The 18,053-nt window shown below is 41.2% G+C and carries 20 protein-coding genes and 1 pseudogene; 11 read left to right on the forward strand and 10 right to left on the reverse strand.

Translation table 11 applies throughout. From position 1 onward, the window contains the following. Positions 1-798 precede the first annotated feature (798 nt). Complete coding sequence (locus VB740_RS19785) at positions 799-1,638, forward strand: DUF5919 domain-containing protein (RefSeq protein ID WP_323201626.1); 840 nt, start codon at positions 799-801, stop codon at positions 1,636-1,638. A 123-nt stretch (positions 1,639-1,761) separates the two neighbouring features. Here VB740_RS19785 and VB740_RS19790 read toward each other — a convergent pair whose 3' ends face one another. From VB740_RS19790 to VB740_RS19800, 3 genes are read right to left on the reverse strand one after another with little or no spacing between them, the layout of a single operon-like run. After that, positions 1,762-2,010 carry a hypothetical protein gene (locus VB740_RS19790; protein WP_323201627.1) on the reverse strand — a complete coding sequence of 83 codons (249 nt, stop codon included), beginning with the start codon at positions 2,008-2,010 and terminating at the stop codon, positions 1,762-1,764. Then, positions 2,007-3,512 (reverse strand): relaxase/mobilization nuclease domain-containing protein, encoded by a 1,506-nt coding sequence (locus VB740_RS19795; protein ID WP_323201628.1) that lies wholly within the window; start codon positions 3,510-3,512, stop codon positions 2,007-2,009. Before VB740_RS19795 ends, VB740_RS19790 begins: the two co-directional genes overlap by 4 nt. After that, on the reverse strand, positions 3,509-3,883 hold the full coding sequence (locus VB740_RS19800) for a plasmid mobilization protein (protein WP_323201629.1): 375 nt from the start codon (positions 3,881-3,883) through the stop codon (positions 3,509-3,511). Before VB740_RS19800 ends, VB740_RS19795 begins: the two co-directional genes overlap by 4 nt. A gap of 731 nt (positions 3,884-4,614) precedes the next feature. Here VB740_RS19800 and VB740_RS19805 point away from each other — a divergent pair. From VB740_RS19805 to VB740_RS19825, 5 genes are all read left to right on the forward strand, one after another. Continuing rightward, positions 4,615-5,772, forward strand: a complete 1,158-nt coding sequence (locus VB740_RS19805; RefSeq protein WP_323201630.1) for a ParM/StbA family protein — start codon at positions 4,615-4,617, stop codon at positions 5,770-5,772. Next, a complete protein-coding gene (locus VB740_RS19810; protein WP_323201631.1) occupies positions 5,759-6,397 on the forward strand; it encodes a hypothetical protein in 639 nt (212 codons plus the stop codon). Before VB740_RS19805 ends, VB740_RS19810 begins: the two co-directional genes overlap by 14 nt. Before the next feature lie 45 nt (positions 6,398-6,442). Continuing rightward, entirely contained in the window at positions 6,443-7,213 is a 771-nt protein-coding gene (locus VB740_RS19815; RefSeq protein ID WP_323201632.1) for a mobilization protein, read from the forward strand. A gap of 198 nt (positions 7,214-7,411) precedes the next feature. Continuing rightward, complete coding sequence (locus VB740_RS19820) at positions 7,412-8,197, forward strand: DUF6753 family protein (RefSeq protein ID WP_323201633.1); 786 nt, start codon at positions 7,412-7,414, stop codon at positions 8,195-8,197. A gap of 152 nt (positions 8,198-8,349) precedes the next feature. Next, complete coding sequence (locus tag VB740_RS19825) at positions 8,350-8,895, forward strand: hypothetical protein (protein ID WP_323201634.1); 546 nt, start codon at positions 8,350-8,352, stop codon at positions 8,893-8,895. A gap of 78 nt (positions 8,896-8,973) precedes the next feature. Here the strand turns inward: VB740_RS19825 and VB740_RS19830 are convergent, their stop codons facing one another. The 3 genes from VB740_RS19830 to VB740_RS19840 form a co-directional block, all read right to left on the reverse strand. Next, on the reverse strand, positions 8,974-9,297 hold the full coding sequence (locus VB740_RS19830; RefSeq protein WP_323201635.1) for a hypothetical protein: 324 nt from the start codon (positions 9,295-9,297) through the stop codon (positions 8,974-8,976). A 185-nt stretch (positions 9,298-9,482) separates the two neighbouring features. Next, entirely contained in the window at positions 9,483-9,914 is a 432-nt protein-coding gene (locus VB740_RS19835) for a hypothetical protein (protein WP_323201636.1), read from the reverse strand. Between the two features lie 171 nt (positions 9,915-10,085). Next, positions 10,086-10,736, reverse strand: coding sequence for a primosomal protein (locus VB740_RS19840; RefSeq protein ID WP_323201637.1), 651 nt, complete (start codon positions 10,734-10,736; stop codon positions 10,086-10,088). Between the two features lie 300 nt (positions 10,737-11,036). On the opposite strand from VB740_RS19840, the gene VB740_RS19845 reads away from it, so the two are divergent. Together VB740_RS19845 and VB740_RS19850 are read left to right on the forward strand one after the other, a co-directional pair. Next, on the forward strand, positions 11,037-12,719 hold the full coding sequence (locus tag VB740_RS19845; protein WP_323201638.1) for an ATP-binding protein: 1,683 nt from the start codon (positions 11,037-11,039) through the stop codon (positions 12,717-12,719). A 14-nt stretch (positions 12,720-12,733) separates the two neighbouring features. Beyond that, entirely contained in the window at positions 12,734-12,964 is a 231-nt protein-coding gene (locus VB740_RS19850; RefSeq protein ID WP_323201639.1) for a hypothetical protein, read from the forward strand. A 353-nt stretch (positions 12,965-13,317) separates the two neighbouring features. Here the strand turns inward: VB740_RS19850 and VB740_RS19855 are convergent. Beyond that, positions 13,318-13,806: pseudogene (locus VB740_RS19855) on the reverse strand (ParM/StbA family protein); the annotation flags it as partial. Positions 13,807-14,390: 584 nt separating this feature from the next. On the opposite strand from VB740_RS19855, the gene VB740_RS19860 reads away from it, so the two are divergent. Together VB740_RS19860 and VB740_RS19865 are read left to right on the forward strand one after the other, a co-directional pair. Beyond that, complete coding sequence (locus VB740_RS19860; protein WP_323201640.1) at positions 14,391-15,155, forward strand: ParA family protein; 765 nt, start codon at positions 14,391-14,393, stop codon at positions 15,153-15,155. Beyond that, positions 15,148-15,606, forward strand: coding sequence for a hypothetical protein (locus tag VB740_RS19865; RefSeq protein WP_323201641.1), 459 nt, complete (start codon positions 15,148-15,150; stop codon positions 15,604-15,606). The genes VB740_RS19860 and VB740_RS19865 overlap by 8 nt, the downstream gene beginning before the upstream one ends. A gap of 209 nt (positions 15,607-15,815) precedes the next feature. Here the strand turns inward: VB740_RS19865 and VB740_RS19870 are convergent, their stop codons facing one another. After that, positions 15,816-16,325 carry a transposase gene (locus VB740_RS19870; protein WP_323201642.1) on the reverse strand — a complete coding sequence of 170 codons (510 nt, stop codon included), beginning with the start codon at positions 16,323-16,325 and terminating at the stop codon, positions 15,816-15,818. Further along, positions 16,322-16,705: a helix-turn-helix domain-containing protein gene (locus tag VB740_RS19875; RefSeq protein WP_323201643.1), complete on the reverse strand. Its 384-nt coding sequence runs from the start codon at positions 16,703-16,705 to the stop codon at positions 16,322-16,324. The genes VB740_RS19870 and VB740_RS19875 overlap by 4 nt, the downstream gene beginning before the upstream one ends. A 68-nt stretch (positions 16,706-16,773) precedes the next feature. Between VB740_RS19875 and VB740_RS36825 the strand changes: the two genes are divergently transcribed. Continuing rightward, entirely contained in the window at positions 16,774-17,199 is a 426-nt protein-coding gene (locus VB740_RS36825; protein ID WP_416290241.1) for a transposase, read from the forward strand. Between the two features lie 172 nt (positions 17,200-17,371). Here VB740_RS36825 and VB740_RS19880 read toward each other — a convergent pair whose 3' ends face one another. Then, the gene (locus tag VB740_RS19880) at positions 17,372-17,746 is read right to left on the reverse strand and encodes an XRE family transcriptional regulator (protein WP_323201644.1); all 375 of its coding nucleotides are present in this window, start codon (positions 17,744-17,746) and stop codon (positions 17,372-17,374) included. Positions 17,747-18,053: the final 307 nt, after the last annotated feature.

The following is an 18,053-nucleotide window of genomic DNA, read 5'->3' on the forward strand; positions in this document are numbered from 1 at the left end:
TGCCCTCTGCCCTCTGCCTTCCCCCAACCGAGATCACCAAAAGTTGCCAAGAACCACTTTATGCTTTCAAAACCAAATGCTTTGACTGCGTTAGCGAAGCTTAACGAAGTTATCGCGGAACGTTAAATCAAGCCTTTGCGCTTGTCCTGTGGCAAGGTTATGGGTTCTTGTCAGCTTTTGGTGATGATGAAAAGTTACGCACTTTAAGGCAGATGGCAGAAGGCAGACGGCAGAAGGTTTTAAAACGTTTTATTATCCGGGCGTGGGATTTGTGACTTCATTCTTGCGATCGCTTACGGCTTTCAAGTGATGCAGATGTTCTATAATCCATGCTGGGCTTCATTCAATTGTGGGAATTTTTCCTTTCTTCTTCCTTCTGCCCTCTGCCGTCTGCCTTCTGCCTTCCCCCAGCCAAGATCACCAAAAGCTGACAAGAACCAGGTTATGGGTTCTTGGCAACTTTTGGTGATGATGAAAGGTTACGCACTTTAAGGCAGAAGGCAGGAGGCAGAAGGCAGAAGGGTTTTAAGATTTTGCCTGTCGTCGTAGAACTTGTGACAAAGACTCAGATCCAACTTGAAAACTTTTCTTGTGATGTAGAGATTCTGTAAACCTTGCAGCGCAGGACTTTCTGTAATTTTCTTCTTTCTGACTTCTGCCCTCTGCCCTCTGCCTTCTGCCTAAACCAACCCACTATTGATCACCAAAAGCTGACAAGAACCAGGTTATGCTTTCAAAAGCGGCGAACTTATGGTTACAGTGACAAGTAGCTAAACACTTAGAGATATATAAGAGAGAATGCCGAATCAGTCAAGACAAGATTTTAAAAGTCCTCTGAAGCGACTTCTGGGCAGGTATTACGGTCTTGCAGGGGTAATAGTTTTTCTTGTAGGTATTTTGCTTAGGCTAACTGCTTTAGGAAAAGTAGGTTTTTTTTGGGATGCGACTAAAGATATTGGTACATTTTTAGCTGTTGCAGTTGCCATACCATTTTTTTATGAAAAGTTAATTAAATCAGAGGAGCACGAACTTTTTTTAACAGAACTTGAAGATTTATTAAATGCTAAATTTCCAGATTACAAAGCTGGTTTTAAGTTATACGAGAGCGGTAGACCAAGTATTTCGGAAAAAGTAGATATACTTTTGAGAGCTAAATATGAAGTAGTAAATTTAGGAATTTCACACCGTTCTTTTGTTGGATATTTTGAGCAAAGACCATCTCGTGAATTCAAGGAACCTATTTTAGAGTTGCTAAGAAAAGGTGTTGTATTTAAATATATTTTTCTTGACCCTGATTGTGAAATTACTAAGCAATATGCTCAAGACAGAGGGGAATTAGAACTGAACAACCGCATCAGGGTTTCTCTCAATGCTGTGAAAGCTTTGCAAGCAGAATTTGATAAATTAGGATTGCCAGGAAAGTTTGAAATATATATTTCTTCTAGTTATCCTTATATGTCTGCTACTTGTATCGATGGAACTGAAGCAAAAGGTCAGATGCTAATTTCTCCTTATTTACACGGAATCAAAAGGGCTGAAGTACCTCATTTTGAAATTTCCAAAGCCGAACATGAAGTTATGTTTGAAACTTACTGGAAATCTATTAGCGAAATAATAGCTAACTCTCACCGATTTTAACTAGCACCCAATTGGATTTGAGGTTCTGAATATGTTTTTGTTTTATAGTACTCCGATCAATATAAAAATCTAACTTGAATTTGGAAAGCGTACTCAAATTAAAACCTTTATCCAGGTAGGCTTTTATCTTAAAAATGTAGCTCTGCGAAATGAATGGGTGCGGACATCTCTAAAACCTATTCGCTTGTAGGCTGATGGTAGAATCTTGTCTGCCATGAACCGTGTCAGATGCTCAGTATTGCTCGTATCTCTGGAAACATAGCACTCGGCGTTGGCTTGTAATTTGCCAGCTAGTATCTGAGCGAACCCAGGGTGAATATCTACTATACAAGTTTTCCGCTTCCCTCTGGTGGTAAGCTTTTTTAAAATCAAATCTCTAAACTCTGAGAGGGGAGCGATCGTCTTAGCTCTAACTGTTGGGTATTGCTAGAAATCATCCTGTTCCAACCAATTTTACCGGGAGAAACTCGTTTAGCTTGGGGTAGTTCAGCCAATAGCCCAAATACCAAGTCCTCAACTTTCTCATTATCTTTAAAAGCGATGACTACTGTATCGAGCGATCGCAAAAATTCTAAAGGTATTTGCTCGCTATCGCCTACACTCCAATACAATGTAGGTTTGCGCTTTTCTTTGTCAACAGTTGATTCTAAGGCAATGACAGAGAGAACTTCAATCGGGTCACTTAGTAGCACTGCTCTTTCTACTGTGGCATCTGTAGCAATCCAAAAACTACCATTTTTCCTCGCTTCAGAGTTCAGGGGAATAGCGGTGAAGTCACCTGTTGGTTCTAGCTGCCTGGCAAGAGTTGGAAGATCGTCGAGTGTGCGTTCCACAAATATTGCTTGACCTGCAAGACTTGCATAGAGCCAACCTTTTTCATACAATTCTGTGAGCAGAGAATTGGGTAAATTGTACTGCTGGCTTAAGTTTAGGCGTATTTGCTCCCAGTTTGTTGGTTCTGGTATAGGCAAGGAGTTTGTTTGAGTAACTGCTGGCGTCGGATTCTCAACAGTTTGCTCCATAAATTTCTGAATACGTTTATCATCCTGTTTTGGAGGCACTGCTAGTGTGGGATTTTCAATAGCTTGTTCCATGAGTTTCTGGATGCGTTTGTCATCCCGCTTGGGACTGTAGTTTACACCTCGATGCTTTTGTAAACCAGGAAAGGTATATGCTTTACCCAGATGCGTACCACTAAAAGCCACACCATCAAGTTGGTAACTAATGCCTTTGACAATGCCTGTGCGAGTATAACCAACACGGACATTAACACCTTGTTGTTGCGCTCGCTCTATTAACTCTGGCATAGTAGGATGGTCGTGGGTTACTTGGTCGAGCGATCGCTGGAGTCTCACTCTAACGCTTTCCTCTCCAGTTCTGGCAAGTTGCCTACGTTCGCCAGTAGTTGGACTGTGCTTATCTTTTTCCCAACTTGGTTGCACCGATTGCAAATTGTATTCCTGCTCCAACTTGCGAATTACCGCTTCACTTCTGCGATCGTCCCAGCTATCAGAAACTGTAGTGCCATCTAATTGAATGCGACTTGCAGCAATATGTATGTGTTCATGAGTCCGATCAGTATGCCGCACTACGACATATTGGTTCATATCAAAACCCATTGCTTGCAGATACTTCTGGGCGATTTCATCCCAAGTATCATCATCTAAACTCTCCTTATGGGCCAAACTGAGAGAAGCGTGATAAACAGCCCTGCTCACCTTCGGGTTTAATCTTCGAGATATACCAAATTCAGCTGCTAATTCGCGTGGGTTTGTTCCTTCCATATTCCCACCGATTTGTTTTGCTCCATCTTTGCCAAAGAGGTAGTTTAGCAGTCCCCGAAAACTTTTACCTTTAATGTGCTTGCCAATCATCCTTCATCTTGTAAATCAGTGATTAAATCAATTTCAGCAATCTCTCGCCGCACCTGTTTCACCAAATCTCTTATCTGTGACAACAACGCTCTATCTACGACCACAGGTTCTCCCATGAGTACTGAAGTATTGATTGCTTTAGCTATTTGGTTGAGATTGTTACCTATTTTCCCCAACTCCCAGTAAGTTTGACCTGCTACTTTGGTGACACGCCTGGGCAATCTATTTTTCAGAGTCTTGGCACGAAACAACTCACTCATAGTGAGATTATTTTCATCTGCCATTAACTGTGCTTTCTCGTATTCTGCCAAAGTCAGTCTAATGTCTATCCTGTGTGAGCGTTTCTGTCGCATTATTGATGCATTAGTCATTAGCTGTTTTAAGTTTGACGACAGCAGTATCATTTGTCATTGACCAAGCGGTTACTTACGATTCTGGTTCGATGCCAAGATGCGATGCGAGATAATGAAATGCGATCGCCTACGGCAAGGCGTAGCCCATCGCGCAATTAAAAAGCTAATCCACCCAAACCTTGCAGAAATTTCCAGACTGAACTCCCAGAGAGAATTTTCGTATCATCTTCCCCTCTGTCACGGTGGTTGACCTACTTAGGTAGGGGAACCGTGAAAAGAGGGCAAGTTTGTTGCCGCACCTGGGGGTGCGTTTTTTCTCCCCAGAAAAAATGTCCGGACAGCAACATAGCTTGCTACTCACCAAAGGTTTTTTTGGGCTACTCAAATTAAAAACATCAGTGGCCTTGAGTTGGCATTTAAGTGGCACTGAATTGGCATTTTTTGACCATTTTATTGTCAATAAGCTTAGTTCTTGATAAAAATAATATATACATAATGTATGCAGTGGCGTTGAATTGGCGCTCAATTGGGATTAAATTGGCGATCAAGTGACGCTTAAGTGGCGTTGAATTGGCATTTGAGTGGCGTATTTTTGAATTCGATAGCATAAAAATAACTACTTGAGAAAATGCAGCAAAAAAATAACCAATGGGCTAATTTTTCGCCTTATCAAAATGGTCAGTGGGTAGATTGGCATGATTTATATTTGCACTTAACTTAAAGGAAAGCTTTTAGGTGAACCACAGTCAATGTCAAACTTGATAGTCAGTTTTGACCCTGGTGCTTCCTTGACCAAGATTGTTTACGAACTAGTAACTGAAGGCAAACCATGTTTGATGACAATGGAACCAGAGATGCTGAAATTGCCTCAAAGTTCGATTGACGCTTATATGTCGAGTCGCAAGGGTCTGGAATCTCCTAAACCAGTAGATGAAGCCTGGGTGTCAAGTCCTGCGGATGGTGATACACAATGTACGGTAGTTGGATTCCTGGCACGGCAGTTTTCAGCATCTGCCAGACTCGATAAGCTCAAGTACGAAACCTCAATTCATAAAGCCTTGGCGGTTATTGGTGCGATCGCTCAACACAACAAATTGCCTAACAGGTTTTCACTATCACTGACCTCACTACTGCCCTATGGTGAATATCAAAATCGCCAAGCATTTGAGCAACAGTTGCAGGCTGCACTCAAAGATTTTAGGTTTCGGGGTCAAAGGTTGCGGGTGAAGCTGGAGAGATTCGAGTGCTTACCCGAAGGTGCGGGATTAGCAATGATTCGGCAACGCCAGAATGGTAAAGAATGGTTTAATGCTCAAACCATTGCAGTGCTAATGTTCGGGCATCGCAATACCAGCCTTCTATTATTTGAACGGGGCAAGATGACGGCGGGTTACACTAATGGGCTGGGCTTTCACCAAATGGTAAAGCGAGTAATTGAGCGCACATCTGGACAGGATGCCACTGCTTTGACCTCTGCCATCTATGCAGCTGGTTCAGATATCACAACTGATAACCAAGCAATTCGCACTCTGGTGAAAAGCAGAGAACCTAAAAATCTTGATTATGAATTGCAGATGATTGTTAATGCCATTGCTACTGCTAAAGCTGAGTATTGGTCTAGGCTTTACGATTGGCTGGAATCAACTTTACCTGCGGTGAACGAGGTGATTTTGAGTGGTGGCGCAGCATTGTACTTAGAGCAAGAGTTACAAGAGTGCTTTCAAGAAATTTCAACTTATTGGGGTGCTGACTTACAGCAACAGGTACAAGAAGTATTCAAGGATAAAAGTAATGATTATTGCCATACTTTCCGAGAGCAGGAAGCTTTGTCGTTTAGGTTGATTGATGCGTTTGGTTTGTTTATGCGGTTTAGAGCGCAAATCGAGAAGGTAGATGACTACAAATAAAAAACAACCCAAAAATAATGACAATAATAGACAGCCCAGTAGTAGCGCTAGTCGCAGACTGCCTGAACAAACTGATACTGACAGACAAAGACAATATAAAAATTTGACTCTTCGGCTTCGCGCTTACTCAAATACTGTTGATGCCAAGCTAATTATATATTTGCAAAAAGGAAATGGGGTCAGTACTAGCAAAGAGATGGTGTTACAGGCATTACGAATGTGTTGGTTGCCTTTAGCATATCAAGCTCAAGCAAATGCGGATGTAGAAATTAGTGATAAAGAGGTGCGTCAGGTAGGGTTAATTTGTTGTCATGCCCTGGAGCAACATTTGGCTTATTTGCGAATGGAACTAGGATTACCGCATAAATCAAGTGATGTTTTACCTGTACCTCTCAGCACTATGACTAATCCTCAAACGCTTGCTACTATGTTCGGTCTAGAAATTGGTAATAGCGGTGGTATTGATAATGAAAATGATAGTAATGCTAGCGCTAAAGGTAAAACTAAAGGCAATGGCAGTAGTAATAGTGACAACCAGCCAAAACACAAAATAGATTCTGATTCCTTCATTCCTGGTGAGGGGTCTTTCTATGATGAAACAGACGATATGTTTGAGAATATTTAAGTATTTATTAATGCACATTTAGTCAAATCAGAAAGGAGATTTAAGATGGCAGCAATTCATTTCATGGATGGTGAAAAAGGTGGAGTTGGCAAGTCTTTGTTTGCACGGGTTATGGTGCAATACTGCATTGACAATAAACTTTCTTATGAGTTGGTAGAAGCAGACAAAAGTAATCCAGATGTGGGCGCATTTTACCCAGATAATCATAAAACAGCAGTTTTTAGCGAATCAGAGCGTAAAGCTTACGATGCTGATGAAATTTTTAATTTAGCACTAACAACTTCTGTCATTGTCAATTTACCTGCTCAAGTATACCCAGCAGTAACTGATTGGATTGAGCGGAATCAAATCCTAGAAATTACTGGGAAAAATAAGGTCAAAATATATAAGTGGTTTGTTTGTAGTGGTGGATATGACAGCGTTCAATTATTTATGCAATCTCTCGAACGCTTTGAGAACAAGATTAAGCACATATTTGTACGCAATTATGGTTTATGCGATGACTGGAAACATGTAGATGGACGTAAGGATTTACAGGATTTAATCAAAGCTTATAAAGTAGCTGTCATCAATTTTCCCAAGTTCAGCTATCGAGAGCGGGATATCCTCGATGCCAATCAAATAAATTTTTCTGCGGCTAGAGATTATGGAGAGTTAGGTGTATTGGGTAAGCAGCGATTACACAGTTTTCTCAAAAGAGCTTCTGAGGAAATTGAGAAAGCTAAAATTTGGAATCTTCCAGCAGCTTCAATTACTTCCCCAACAGAAAAAGTTGATGATGCTAATGTCAACGGCAAGGTTGCTACCAAGAAGTAATCTAATTCAGGAGTCGTGTACATGAATAGCGGGGGGTTTAGCCTGTGCAATTAATTTTACTTTTTTACTCAGGACTAATTACTCAGCACTCAGCATTCAGCATTCAGCACTGTTTCGGTGACATCTTCCACCATCAAATCAAATTACCAAATGAGTGTAGGGTACGAGGGCGCTAATTAGCTAAAAGCAAATACAGATATGAGTAATTCTCACACTGAAGAACTCGATTTAGATGATGAGTTTTTGGATTCAGTAGCCGCTAGAGGCAAAGGACTGAGCCAAATTCCTTACCCAACTTTACTAGATTTAGCCATTCGAGGTAAAGATGATTCATTTAAAGCTAGGGTTTGGGAAATAGTAGTCCAAACCGGACTTGACCCTGATGATCCAGCATTTCTGATGATGATTGCTACTGGCAGGCTACAAGTCCTATTGGAAGACAATCCCAAAGAAATGGAAGCAATGTTTGACCTATGGCAAACGCAGCTTTATGACCATCTCCAGACATATGAAAAGGCAGCAGTAAAAGGTCAACAAAAAGCGATCGCTCAGGCTGTAACAGGATTAATTAGGCGTACTGAATTTGAGCGTGCTATTCATTCAGTTCCCTCTTTAATTGCTGCGGGAATACTGCTATTAATTGCAGCTGGAGTGGGTGGATTGGTAAGTGTAGGTGGAATGTCTTGGTATCAATCCAGTCATCTAGATCCTGCTGGGCCACGCCAACTCACACAAGCCCAAGCCAATGCTTTGGAATGGGCAACCAGTAATGAAGGTAAGTTTGCTCACAACCTAATGCAATGGAATCAAGATTTGCTGAGTCGCGATCAAAACGGTCAACTTGTTTGTGCTAAGGATGTTAAGCGTTTGGGGGTAACACTGGAAATTGGAGCAAGTAGCAGAAAAGCCTCATCCGGGTTCTGCACGTTATGGACATCACCTAGCAATCAGCGTCGGTTTGTATCTAAACCGCGTCTACCTTGAAAATCACAGTTTTTTGGAATTAGAGTAAAGCTCAGAACTCAAGCGACGAAAGAATAATACACTCTCCTTAAAAACTCCAGGTTTCAAAATGGACGGGATTTAAGTTAAAAAATTAGTTGTCAATTTCTCAATCGTAGAAGAGGATTCAGCAGATGTTTACCTGCAAAGTTAACTGGCTTTGGCTGCTGGTAATAGGAGGTATAGTTACAGCTTGTACCCCTACTACTGTAAATGTCAGTGGCAAGGATGAGAGGAATACGACTCAAGCTCAAGCTCAAACTGTGCCTGATTATCCGCCGATGTATGATGTGGATGTTAAAGTTTGTGGCAACATCATTGCCCCTCTCAAGGATGGAAAACGTTGTGTCAATCAACAATTACGTTTGTGGGGGCCAGTAGGAGAGGCAAAATTAGTTCGTGCTGGTATTTCTCTGCCATCAGTTTCTAGCGTAGAGCATAAATTGGCGATCGCCTCGAAAGGCTGTTATCCTGTTTATTCCCAACCTGACCAGCAGCAGTTTTATTGGGCTAATTCCATTATTCAAGTCAACAGGGGAGGAACTGCACCCACAGTCGAAGTCAAGCCAACTCAACTTTCAAACCAGCAGATTAATGAGTTAATGACTAGTAAGCTTTCCAGTCGGACAATTACAACATTTGGCGGGGTGGGGTGCGAAGTTGCATCTTCGGTAAAATAAAGCTTTTACGGTTGAGGGTGGGTGGGCAAAAAAGTTACCCCACTAAAATGTGGGGCTACTGTCAGAACCAGCAGGTAATTATGAAGCTTCAGCCCATCTAGCTGTACGTTGTTGTTTATGAGCTTTGCGCCGCTCCCGTACTGCATCCAAATCTTTCAGTCCATACAGACGTTTGGCGTATGCTAGTAGTTCATTGATGGGAGTTTCGCTATAATCCTGGCGAAACTGAATGTTATGTTCGTTCCAATCAAACTCTTGCTGATTAAAACGTGCTTGAGCAGCAAGTTCTCTGCCTGATTCCTCACGTAAAACTTCCAGTACCATTAATCGCACTTTATCCTGATATCCTATTACTTGATCCAACGCTTTTGTTTGTTCCTGATTACGAGTCATTTGAATCATTTGATTATCCTTTGATTAACGAATTGCTACATCTCACCTAAATAGCATCGACAGATGCCTTCTGAGTTAGAGTTCACTTTTAAATTTCTCCAATTCAGCAGCAATCGCTGCATTCAATTATGTTTGTTGTCTGCGGGTGGGTGGGAAATAGAATGCCCTGAATTAGATAATTCAGGGCATTGTAATTAATCGTCAATTTCTATATCTTCGTCATCTTCATCTTGTTCAAAATCGTCATTTATCAAGTTATCAGAGTTGCTACTTAAACCATTGAGTCCGTCCATGCGTCTAGACCGAGCAGCTTTATGAGAAGCACGTCTATCTCGAATTTCATCAAGATTATTCAAGCCGTAAAGTTTGCGGGCATAATTCACCAGTTCTTTTAATGGTGTATTTACATAGTCCTTACGGAATTGGAAATTGTGTTTGTCCCAATCAAACTCTTGTCCGTTAAATCTGGCTGCTGCTGCTAATTCTCTTCCTGATTCTTCCCGCAATACTTCAATGACCATCAGATGTACTTTTTCCTGATAAGTCATTACTCGTTCTAAAGCAGGAATATGCCTTTCAATTTTGCGTGATGCTTTAGCAGTTTTGCGAACGTTAGCGTTAACCATGAGAATTACTCCTTGATATTTAGTATTTTTCTCATAGAAACAGCATCGGAAGATGCAATTCGCTCCAATTTCAATTCTTTATTTGGCAAAAAAATAACCTGTATTGCCTCAAACAATACAGGTTATTTTGGGTTATTATTCTGTCAATTACTGAGAATAAGTCGGAGTTATTTACTCGTCCTCATCTTCTTCATCTAATTCGTCATCTTCATCTAAATCTTCGTCGAGTTCATCTTCAATATCCTCCTCATCTTCATCCAGTTCTTCGTCCAATTCGTCATCTAAATCGTCAAGTTCTTCCTCTTCTTGTTCTTGGAAAGAATTACGACGTTCCAGAGATGCGCGGTTGAATTCCACTAAATCTGCTATTGCTTGCTCTGGGTCAGTGCTGATAGTGTCATACAGCATACTCATGAAAATTGCCACTACTTCTGGTGCATATTTGAGTGCATCTGGTTGCCCAAACAATTTAGTAAATAATTTGGTATTCCATTTTTGCCAATCAAACTTTTTGTTACCACCTTTCTTTTTGACTTGGGCTGCAATATCAAGTCCGAGTTTTTCACGGGCTGCATGACCGATTTTAGTTGAAACACGCGAATCCCGTAGCTGCAACTTAACGCCGTATTCCTTGAAGATTAGGTTCCGCAATTCCTTCAACAATGCTAATGCCTCTTCTTGTGGTGAAGCATTCGCTACCTTTGATTTAGTTGTAGCGGATGTGCCATTGGTTTTGGCAGATGTTTTAGCATTAGCTCCGTTGCGATTGTTGTTATTGGTTCTAGCTCTAGCGATTCCTTCGGAGCGCTTTGCGTACGCCATTTTACAGCTTCCTTTAATCAAGTAAATTTTTCACCTCCTTGCCGCAATCGCGGCTTTCACATCCATTTCAATTTCATTTTTTTGCGATTTCAAACCTGTCTTTGCTGCGACAAATTTATGCTTTTAAGAGATAAAGAAGCGGACTAGGAGCAGTTTCCGAAATTAACACTGTACTGGAGGCGATCGCTCTTTTTCACACAAGAAATATAGCCAATCCGTTAGTAATAATTATCCGTGTGGCTAAAGCATCAGTAATAAATTTGCTCTAAAAGGGGAAAGTAAGTTGTTGAAGTCAGATTTATGAAGTTAACAGACTGGCCTGCTCTAGCTAACCAAAATACTCCAATTGTGGCTGTGGAGTATCATACGCCTGACATAATCCAGATATTGCAGCAGTTTTACCATTGGGGTGAAGAACGTTCTTTGTCAGTCTTTGTCTGGAATCCTGGTTACAGTGGACTACAGCAATTAATTCAGCATCAAGGTCAGTACATCTTACAGTCAACTGACAGGGGTAAAGACGGAGATATTATTCAGTATCTTCTGGAGGAATATCAACCAGGTATTTATTTACTGGAGGGAATGCTAAATGAGGGTGATGCTAGCAAAATAAGTCAAAAATGTAGCTATCAATTACTCAATGCCTGTCATCAAGCTCTCTGGAGTCAGCAACATCATTACTGGGTGTTATTGGAAACTTACGTTCAACTACCTCTAGAATTACAGCCTTTTATTCCTGTACTGTCAAATCCACTTCCAGACCAACAGCAGGTGCAGATAGTTGTGGAGCAGTTTTATGATGCCTGGGTTGGGCGTAGTCATCCCCGGCTTCAGCAGTTTGCGGAGTGCGATAGCGAAGCGCTGCTGCGTTCGCGTAGCGTCTCGCAGAGAAGCGCAGATCGCGATTACCTCGCCGTAGCCGATCGCAATTCTTGGTTAAAGACAACAGAAAAAACATCAGCACTGCAATTGCTCTTTCTTGCCTGTCAGGGTTTACCCATAGGCGAGATAAATATGCTACTACAGCAATGTCTGGGTTTTACAAAGCGGCTTGAGGAAATCGCCCAATTAGTCCTAGAGCATAAAGTTAGGAAACTGCGGGGTCGGGGTTTAGAGTACATTGCTCAACCGGATGTACCTTCAGCCGGGGGATTAGATTTGTTGGAGAAAAGGTTGGAAACTATTACCTGTCTACTTCAACCTCAAGCAAAGCAATATGGATTGAAGTTTCCCACTGGAATGCTCTTATGGGGGCCACCGGGTACTGGTAAAAGTCTTTCTGCCAAGTTAGCAGCTAAGAAAATGGGATTGCCATTGTTAGCAGCTAATTGGGGTGTACTACTGGGTGATTCTCATCCCGACAGAGCATTAAAGGAGTTTATTGCTTTGGTGACTTCCCTTTCTCCCTGCGTACTTTATTGGGATGACTTTGATAAAGGCTTTGCTGGCTGGGACTCCAATGCAGATGGAGGTGTAGCACGGCGGCTATCTGCGGCTTTGTTGACTTGGATGCAAGAGCATCAAGAGCCAGTTTATACCATTGCTACTGTCAATCGCTTGTCAATGCTACCTGCGGAATTAGTGCGCCGTTTTGATGATATCTTTTTTGTGGATTTACCCCATGAAGGGGCAAGATATGAAGTTTTCAATCTACATCTAGCTAAGTATTTTCCAGCGTTTCGAGACAATAACTCACCTTGGAGCGATGATCAATGGCGTAGACTGTTGGCTGAATATCGCATTTGCAGTCCGGCAGAAATTGGTAATGCAGTCCGTCGTTGTGCTGAGGAGGCTTTTTATCAAGATAGACCAGGGGAAATTGAGTTTGAGGATTTGCTGAAACAGCGACAAGAATTCACACCAGCTATGGAGCGAGAGTCAGAACAGATACAGGCAATTCGCAATCAGGCTATTTATGCTAAACCTGTGGCTAGTCTGGATGTTTCTCGATTTGCTTATCAGCATCGGGAGTTATTTGGGTGAGTCGAATGTAATTTTTGAAATTCAGCTTGTGTCGGATTTTAACCCACATTCCGCAGGTGCGATCGCACCTGCGGAATGTGGGTGATTTTGTAGTAGCACCCGTCGAGAAAGCGAATGTTTTGGCAATGCTTGATGAGGTGACGAGTTTAAAAGATGTCCACAAGCTGGCATCAGATGAAGATGTACAAAAATGGCAAAGTGCGACGCCGATAGCGTTCGCGCAGCGTCTCGTAGAGAAGCGGTAGCGAGTCATCGAGCGTCATAGCCCGTCGTAGACATCGCTCAATACATTGTTCATTTTGAAGATGAGATTTCTTTAACTCAACTCCAAGGTGGATTAAAAATGCCGATGTAGAAGTATGGTTGGGATTATTGCTGGGTGGTTTACATTAGAACAACGTGGTGATTTTTATCACAACCAAAATGTCTGGGTGAAAAGCTCTCTAACTTCGACTGGTGACATCCTTGGGCGCTGACTCTAAGACTACAGCACGAGCTGACCAACCTCACGGAAGCCATATTTTTCCTTTACAAATCAAAATCAAGGCTGAAGGTTTGGTCATTAGAATCCTCTGGTTTAGAGTCTGTAGATGGCTCTAATGGTTAATTTTTTCGGCAGTTGATGCCCAAACAATGCACCCATCCCTTCTAGTACTACTTTCAGCACTTCTACTTTCACCTCTGATTGTTTGCCAGCTAGTATTGGCTGATATTCTCCATTTAGTACTTTTTGCAATTCATCAGCCAGGCCAACATCATGTAAGCTGACAACTAATTTTAAGTGCCAAGCCTTACGGTGTGGCAGATGTGCCAACGCACCGAATAAAGTCAATAATGCGTTGTTGACTTTATTTTCATTATTGTCTGTGTTGCGGTCAAAATGATAACCTGTACGGAAAGCTGATTCTCCGACTGTGTAGGCAGTACCGTTAAAAAGTACTCGTCCGGGTACATCTTCCATCTCGGCATTGGTTATATAGCTGGGGACACGAACTACTTCAAAGCCATCGACTAAAAGTTTTAGGCTTCCATAACCGTTATCAAAGCCAGCAGGAAAAATTTTTTGTAAGGTATGAACGTTCGGCATTGGGGGAAAGGTAATACGGTTCAATTTGTAAAAGTTATCAGTTGAGGAGATATGGGGGAGCAGAGGAGTGAAGAATAAAATGACTACCTCTTTTTTCTCCAGCCTTGAGAGCTTATCATACCCCCTTGGGGGCTAAGTGGGGTATAAAGTGTCTAACAGTCAAATATACCCCACTTAGACCCCATATATACCCTATATAGGTGTCAAATACTCATCGAAGTCCTTAATCATTTTTGGGGTACATATAGCCCCTATACAGCCCCCAGCGGCATTTTGAAGTTTTATTTCTTGAATAAAATAAAACTGGTTCACTAGATTGCATCATTATAAAATTTAGTTATTTCAGAATGACTAAATTCAGTCTTGACTAAAATAAGCAACAACCAAACGGGACAAAAATCTATCTTTACAGCTATCTTCTCGAAGAGCAAGACTTTTTAAGAGCTAAAGAAATGGCTAGATAGCGTTAAGCACAATTTAGTCATTTATAAATGACTAAATTAAATAATGACTAAATAACTGAAAAATAACATTATGCATTATGATATTGACTAATTTACACCATGCTGCTGGTAGTCAGTAAAATGTTAATTCTTACTTGTGCATCCTTGTCCGGTGGCCAGGGAAAAACAACTGTTGCAATCTTATTGGGTAGAATGCTTGCTCAAACAGGACAGCGTGTACTGATGATTGATGCCGATCCCCAAGCGAACCTAACTTTTTACCTGGGGCACGAAGTTCAGCAGAATCAACCCACGCTTCTAGAAGTTCTCAAAAAACAGATAAATACTGAAGACGGTATTTACGAAATCGGAGAAAACCTATGGTTAATTCCTGCTGATGATGGATTAGATAATGCTCAAGAATTTTTGTCCGGGAGCGGTATGGGAGCTATTGTTTTGAGCAAACGCTTAAAAGAGGTATCAGATTTATTCCAATATTGCATTGTTGATGCGCCACCTCAGCGATCGCAAATCTGCCTTACATCGTTGGGGGCAGCTGACCATATCATCATTCCTGTAGAAGCATCATCCAAAGGTGTAAATTCTCTGATCCGAACTCTGAGTTTAGTTGAGGAACTTCAAGAAATTGATGCTTTTTCAGGGATAGTGCTTGGCATCTTGCCATTCAGAGATAAATGGGTAGGTAAAAACCAAGTCGCACAAAGTAAGGCGAGTATCAGTGCAATGCGAACAATTGCCGAAGAAATAGTCGTTTTACCTTCAATTTTAGAATCTGAACAATTTAAAAAGGCCATAGATAAAGGTGTAAGTTTGTCCTCTCTAGGCTTTGAACAACTCGAAACTCCCTTCCAACAAATTATCGAGAGGTTACAAAAGAATGTCTGATGTTTTTGAGCGCCTTAAGAAAAAGACACGTCCAAGTGTTCCAGCACGGGATACAACACTTGTAAAAGTACAACATGATAACTTACTAAATGACGAAATTACTGAATTTAGTCATTTATCTGAGAAACCAAAACCGGATTTAGATAGTGAGGAAGTAATAAACGATAAGGTAAGCACTTCTAATCAAGAACAGCAGTTAGAGTTAACCCAGATCATCAGGCGAACAATCAGGTTAGAACAGGACATTGATACCAAGCTAGATACGTTTTGCAATGTAAAGAAAATTACTAGAGATACTTTCCTAGAAGCTGCATTTATTGTCTGCTCAGAAAATGAGGAATTATTGCAAGAGGTACTAAACCAAGCTAGAAAACGTTATCAACAGCGTAAACAAGCTGGTGAACAACGCAAATTTCAGACATTGGCTAAGAAAATCAACGTTAACGATTAAGTTAACCCTAATCTATCCGTGAGAGGTTAAGTAAGTCGGGGAGAAAATTTATAGGTATGTAACAAAAAATTAAGCAGAAGAATTAGAGTTAAATTTTACACGTTGTGTACTGTAGTTCCCCTTTTCTCCTCTTCTTTGAACTCCATCAATCACAGCATAAGCAAGGTCTAACTCATCCTCAAAACTTTTCGAGGCAAGTTCATGTTTTTTCAGGTCAAGCACTCCAGTTCAATTGGATTCATCTCCGAGCAATATTTAGGTAGAAAAAAGATGTACAAACCCATGTCTTCCCATTTTGACCATAATTGTTGTACCTCTTTGCACCGATGTATTGGGCCGTTGTCCTGCACGATTACTCTGATGCGTCCTGTTTTTTGGGCTTCAAGCGCTTTAAACTCCATCATTTGGATATAGGATTTGCGCGAAACGCCGCCAATCACCAAACCATACACAAAACTAATTAGGGGTTGAAGAAAGCCAATAATACTTAACCTTCGTCCCCTGCGTTTACTCTGCTCTAAGCTTTTTTGCTGACCTCGAAAATAATAACTGTAACTCGGTTCACTCCAAGCACAAAATCCTGATTCATCCAGATATTTTAGGTCGATTTCTCCAGGCGCCGCAGACAATTCCAACATTTCTAAGTCTGCTTGTTTGATTTGTTGTAATACTGGGTCTTGCTTTCCTTTGTGACTTTTTCTCGTTCGTTTCCAAATCACCCCCTTTTTTTAAGTACCTGCCTTAACCAGTCAGGACTTAATTTTATTGAACGTTCTTGTTCTAACTTTTGGGCTAATTGGACGTTGTTATATGTACGTGGTTCCTTCTTCAAACATTCTTCTAAAAAAACTATGTCACCTTCCGCCCACTTCTGTTTCCCTCCACGCCCTGCTTTTTCCCAAAGCCCCTCCACCCCTAGCTTTTCCCATCTATGCAAAACTTCTCGCACCGTTTGTGCAGTCCAATTAAAGTGAGCCGCTATTTTCTCTACGTACCAACCATAACGTGATGTAACAGTATGATTATTCATTGGGATAATCAATAATGAACCGTCCATATAAACGTGTGGGCTAATTTCTATTTCTAACAATTCAGGCATACAGGAACATTGGTCAAATAAAAAATCCACGCCTATCAGTTGATGGAATTAGCTGCTCTACTGGAGAAATAGACCTAAACTATTTAGACGAATCAGGGTTTTGTGCATGGAGTGAGCCTGGTTACACCTATTACCAACGAGGTGAGCAAAAACGTCTGGAACAAACTAAGCGTCGTGATCGTAGATTAAGCATTATCGGGTTTTTTCAACCAATAATAAGTTTTATTTACGGTCTGGTTATCGGGGGTGTTGGTCGTAAACCTTACATCCAGATGATGGAACATGAAGCCTTTAATGCCCAGAAAGTTGGTCGCATTAGAGTAATAGTGCAGGACAACGGTCCAATACATCGATGTCGGGAAGTTCAGCAGTTATGGTCAAAGTTGGAACAGATGGGTTTGTACATCTTTTTTTTGCCCGCATACTGCTCTCAGATGAACCCAATTGAATTAGAGTGGCAGCATCTTAAAAAAGATGAACTATGTGGGCAATGAGTTTATACCTCAAAGCACTTGACCATCTCCACACAAAATCCTTACGATGCAAGTATTTTGGACTGACGAACATGGAGATTATCCAATCACATCGCTTTAAAATTGGATGTGAGCAAGCAACAAGTCCACATAATATCCCTTATGTTCACTCATATCATGGGATTGCTATGGATCATACTGCTGATGATATCAATTCACCTGTCCCAGTAGTTTTTCGCTCTTCTAGGAAAGAATGGGCAATTAAATTGATGATTTCAACTCTTTCTACAGCAGAGGCAGCAGATACAAGCTTTTGCAGGCTTACACCTGGCTTTGCCCCAAGCAGCTGAGACAAATACCACTCCCGTGCTTCTATGGGAACAGCCCCTAACAATGCTAGAAACTTTCTAGTTCCCAAGTCAGCTTTTCCCTTACGAAATCTGGAAATTAGCACCTCTGAAACTCCAGCTTGCTTGGCTACAACCTTTGCCGAAAGGTTGAATCTATCGAACATCTCGTCAAATAGTTGCTGGTAAAGAGAAGTTTCCTCTGTTACAAAATTTTGCATTGCTAGCTAATTATAGGATTAGTTAGTTGTTATAGTATGCGATATTTAGAGAGAACTCTATTAGGATTTTTAAAGTTATGGATAATTCAATGATAACAAGGGACTTACTCTTTTCAAATTAAGCCAACAGCAGTTCTGACTGAAAACATAAGATCAGCTTTTCTTCAGTAGAGCAGAACTTCGGCTAATACTTGCTTTGGCGACACTTTTGAGGGCGCAAGTTAAGAGAATTTCGGCATAGATCAAGTAACGCCTGAAGTTGCTAATCGCTTTGCTCTCTATTGCTGTGTGTCAAATGGCTGGTATT

The organism is Nostoc sp. UHCC 0251 (genome assembly GCF_034932245.1).
Taxonomy (GTDB): Bacteria; Cyanobacteriota; Cyanobacteriia; order Cyanobacteriales; family Nostocaceae; genus Nostoc.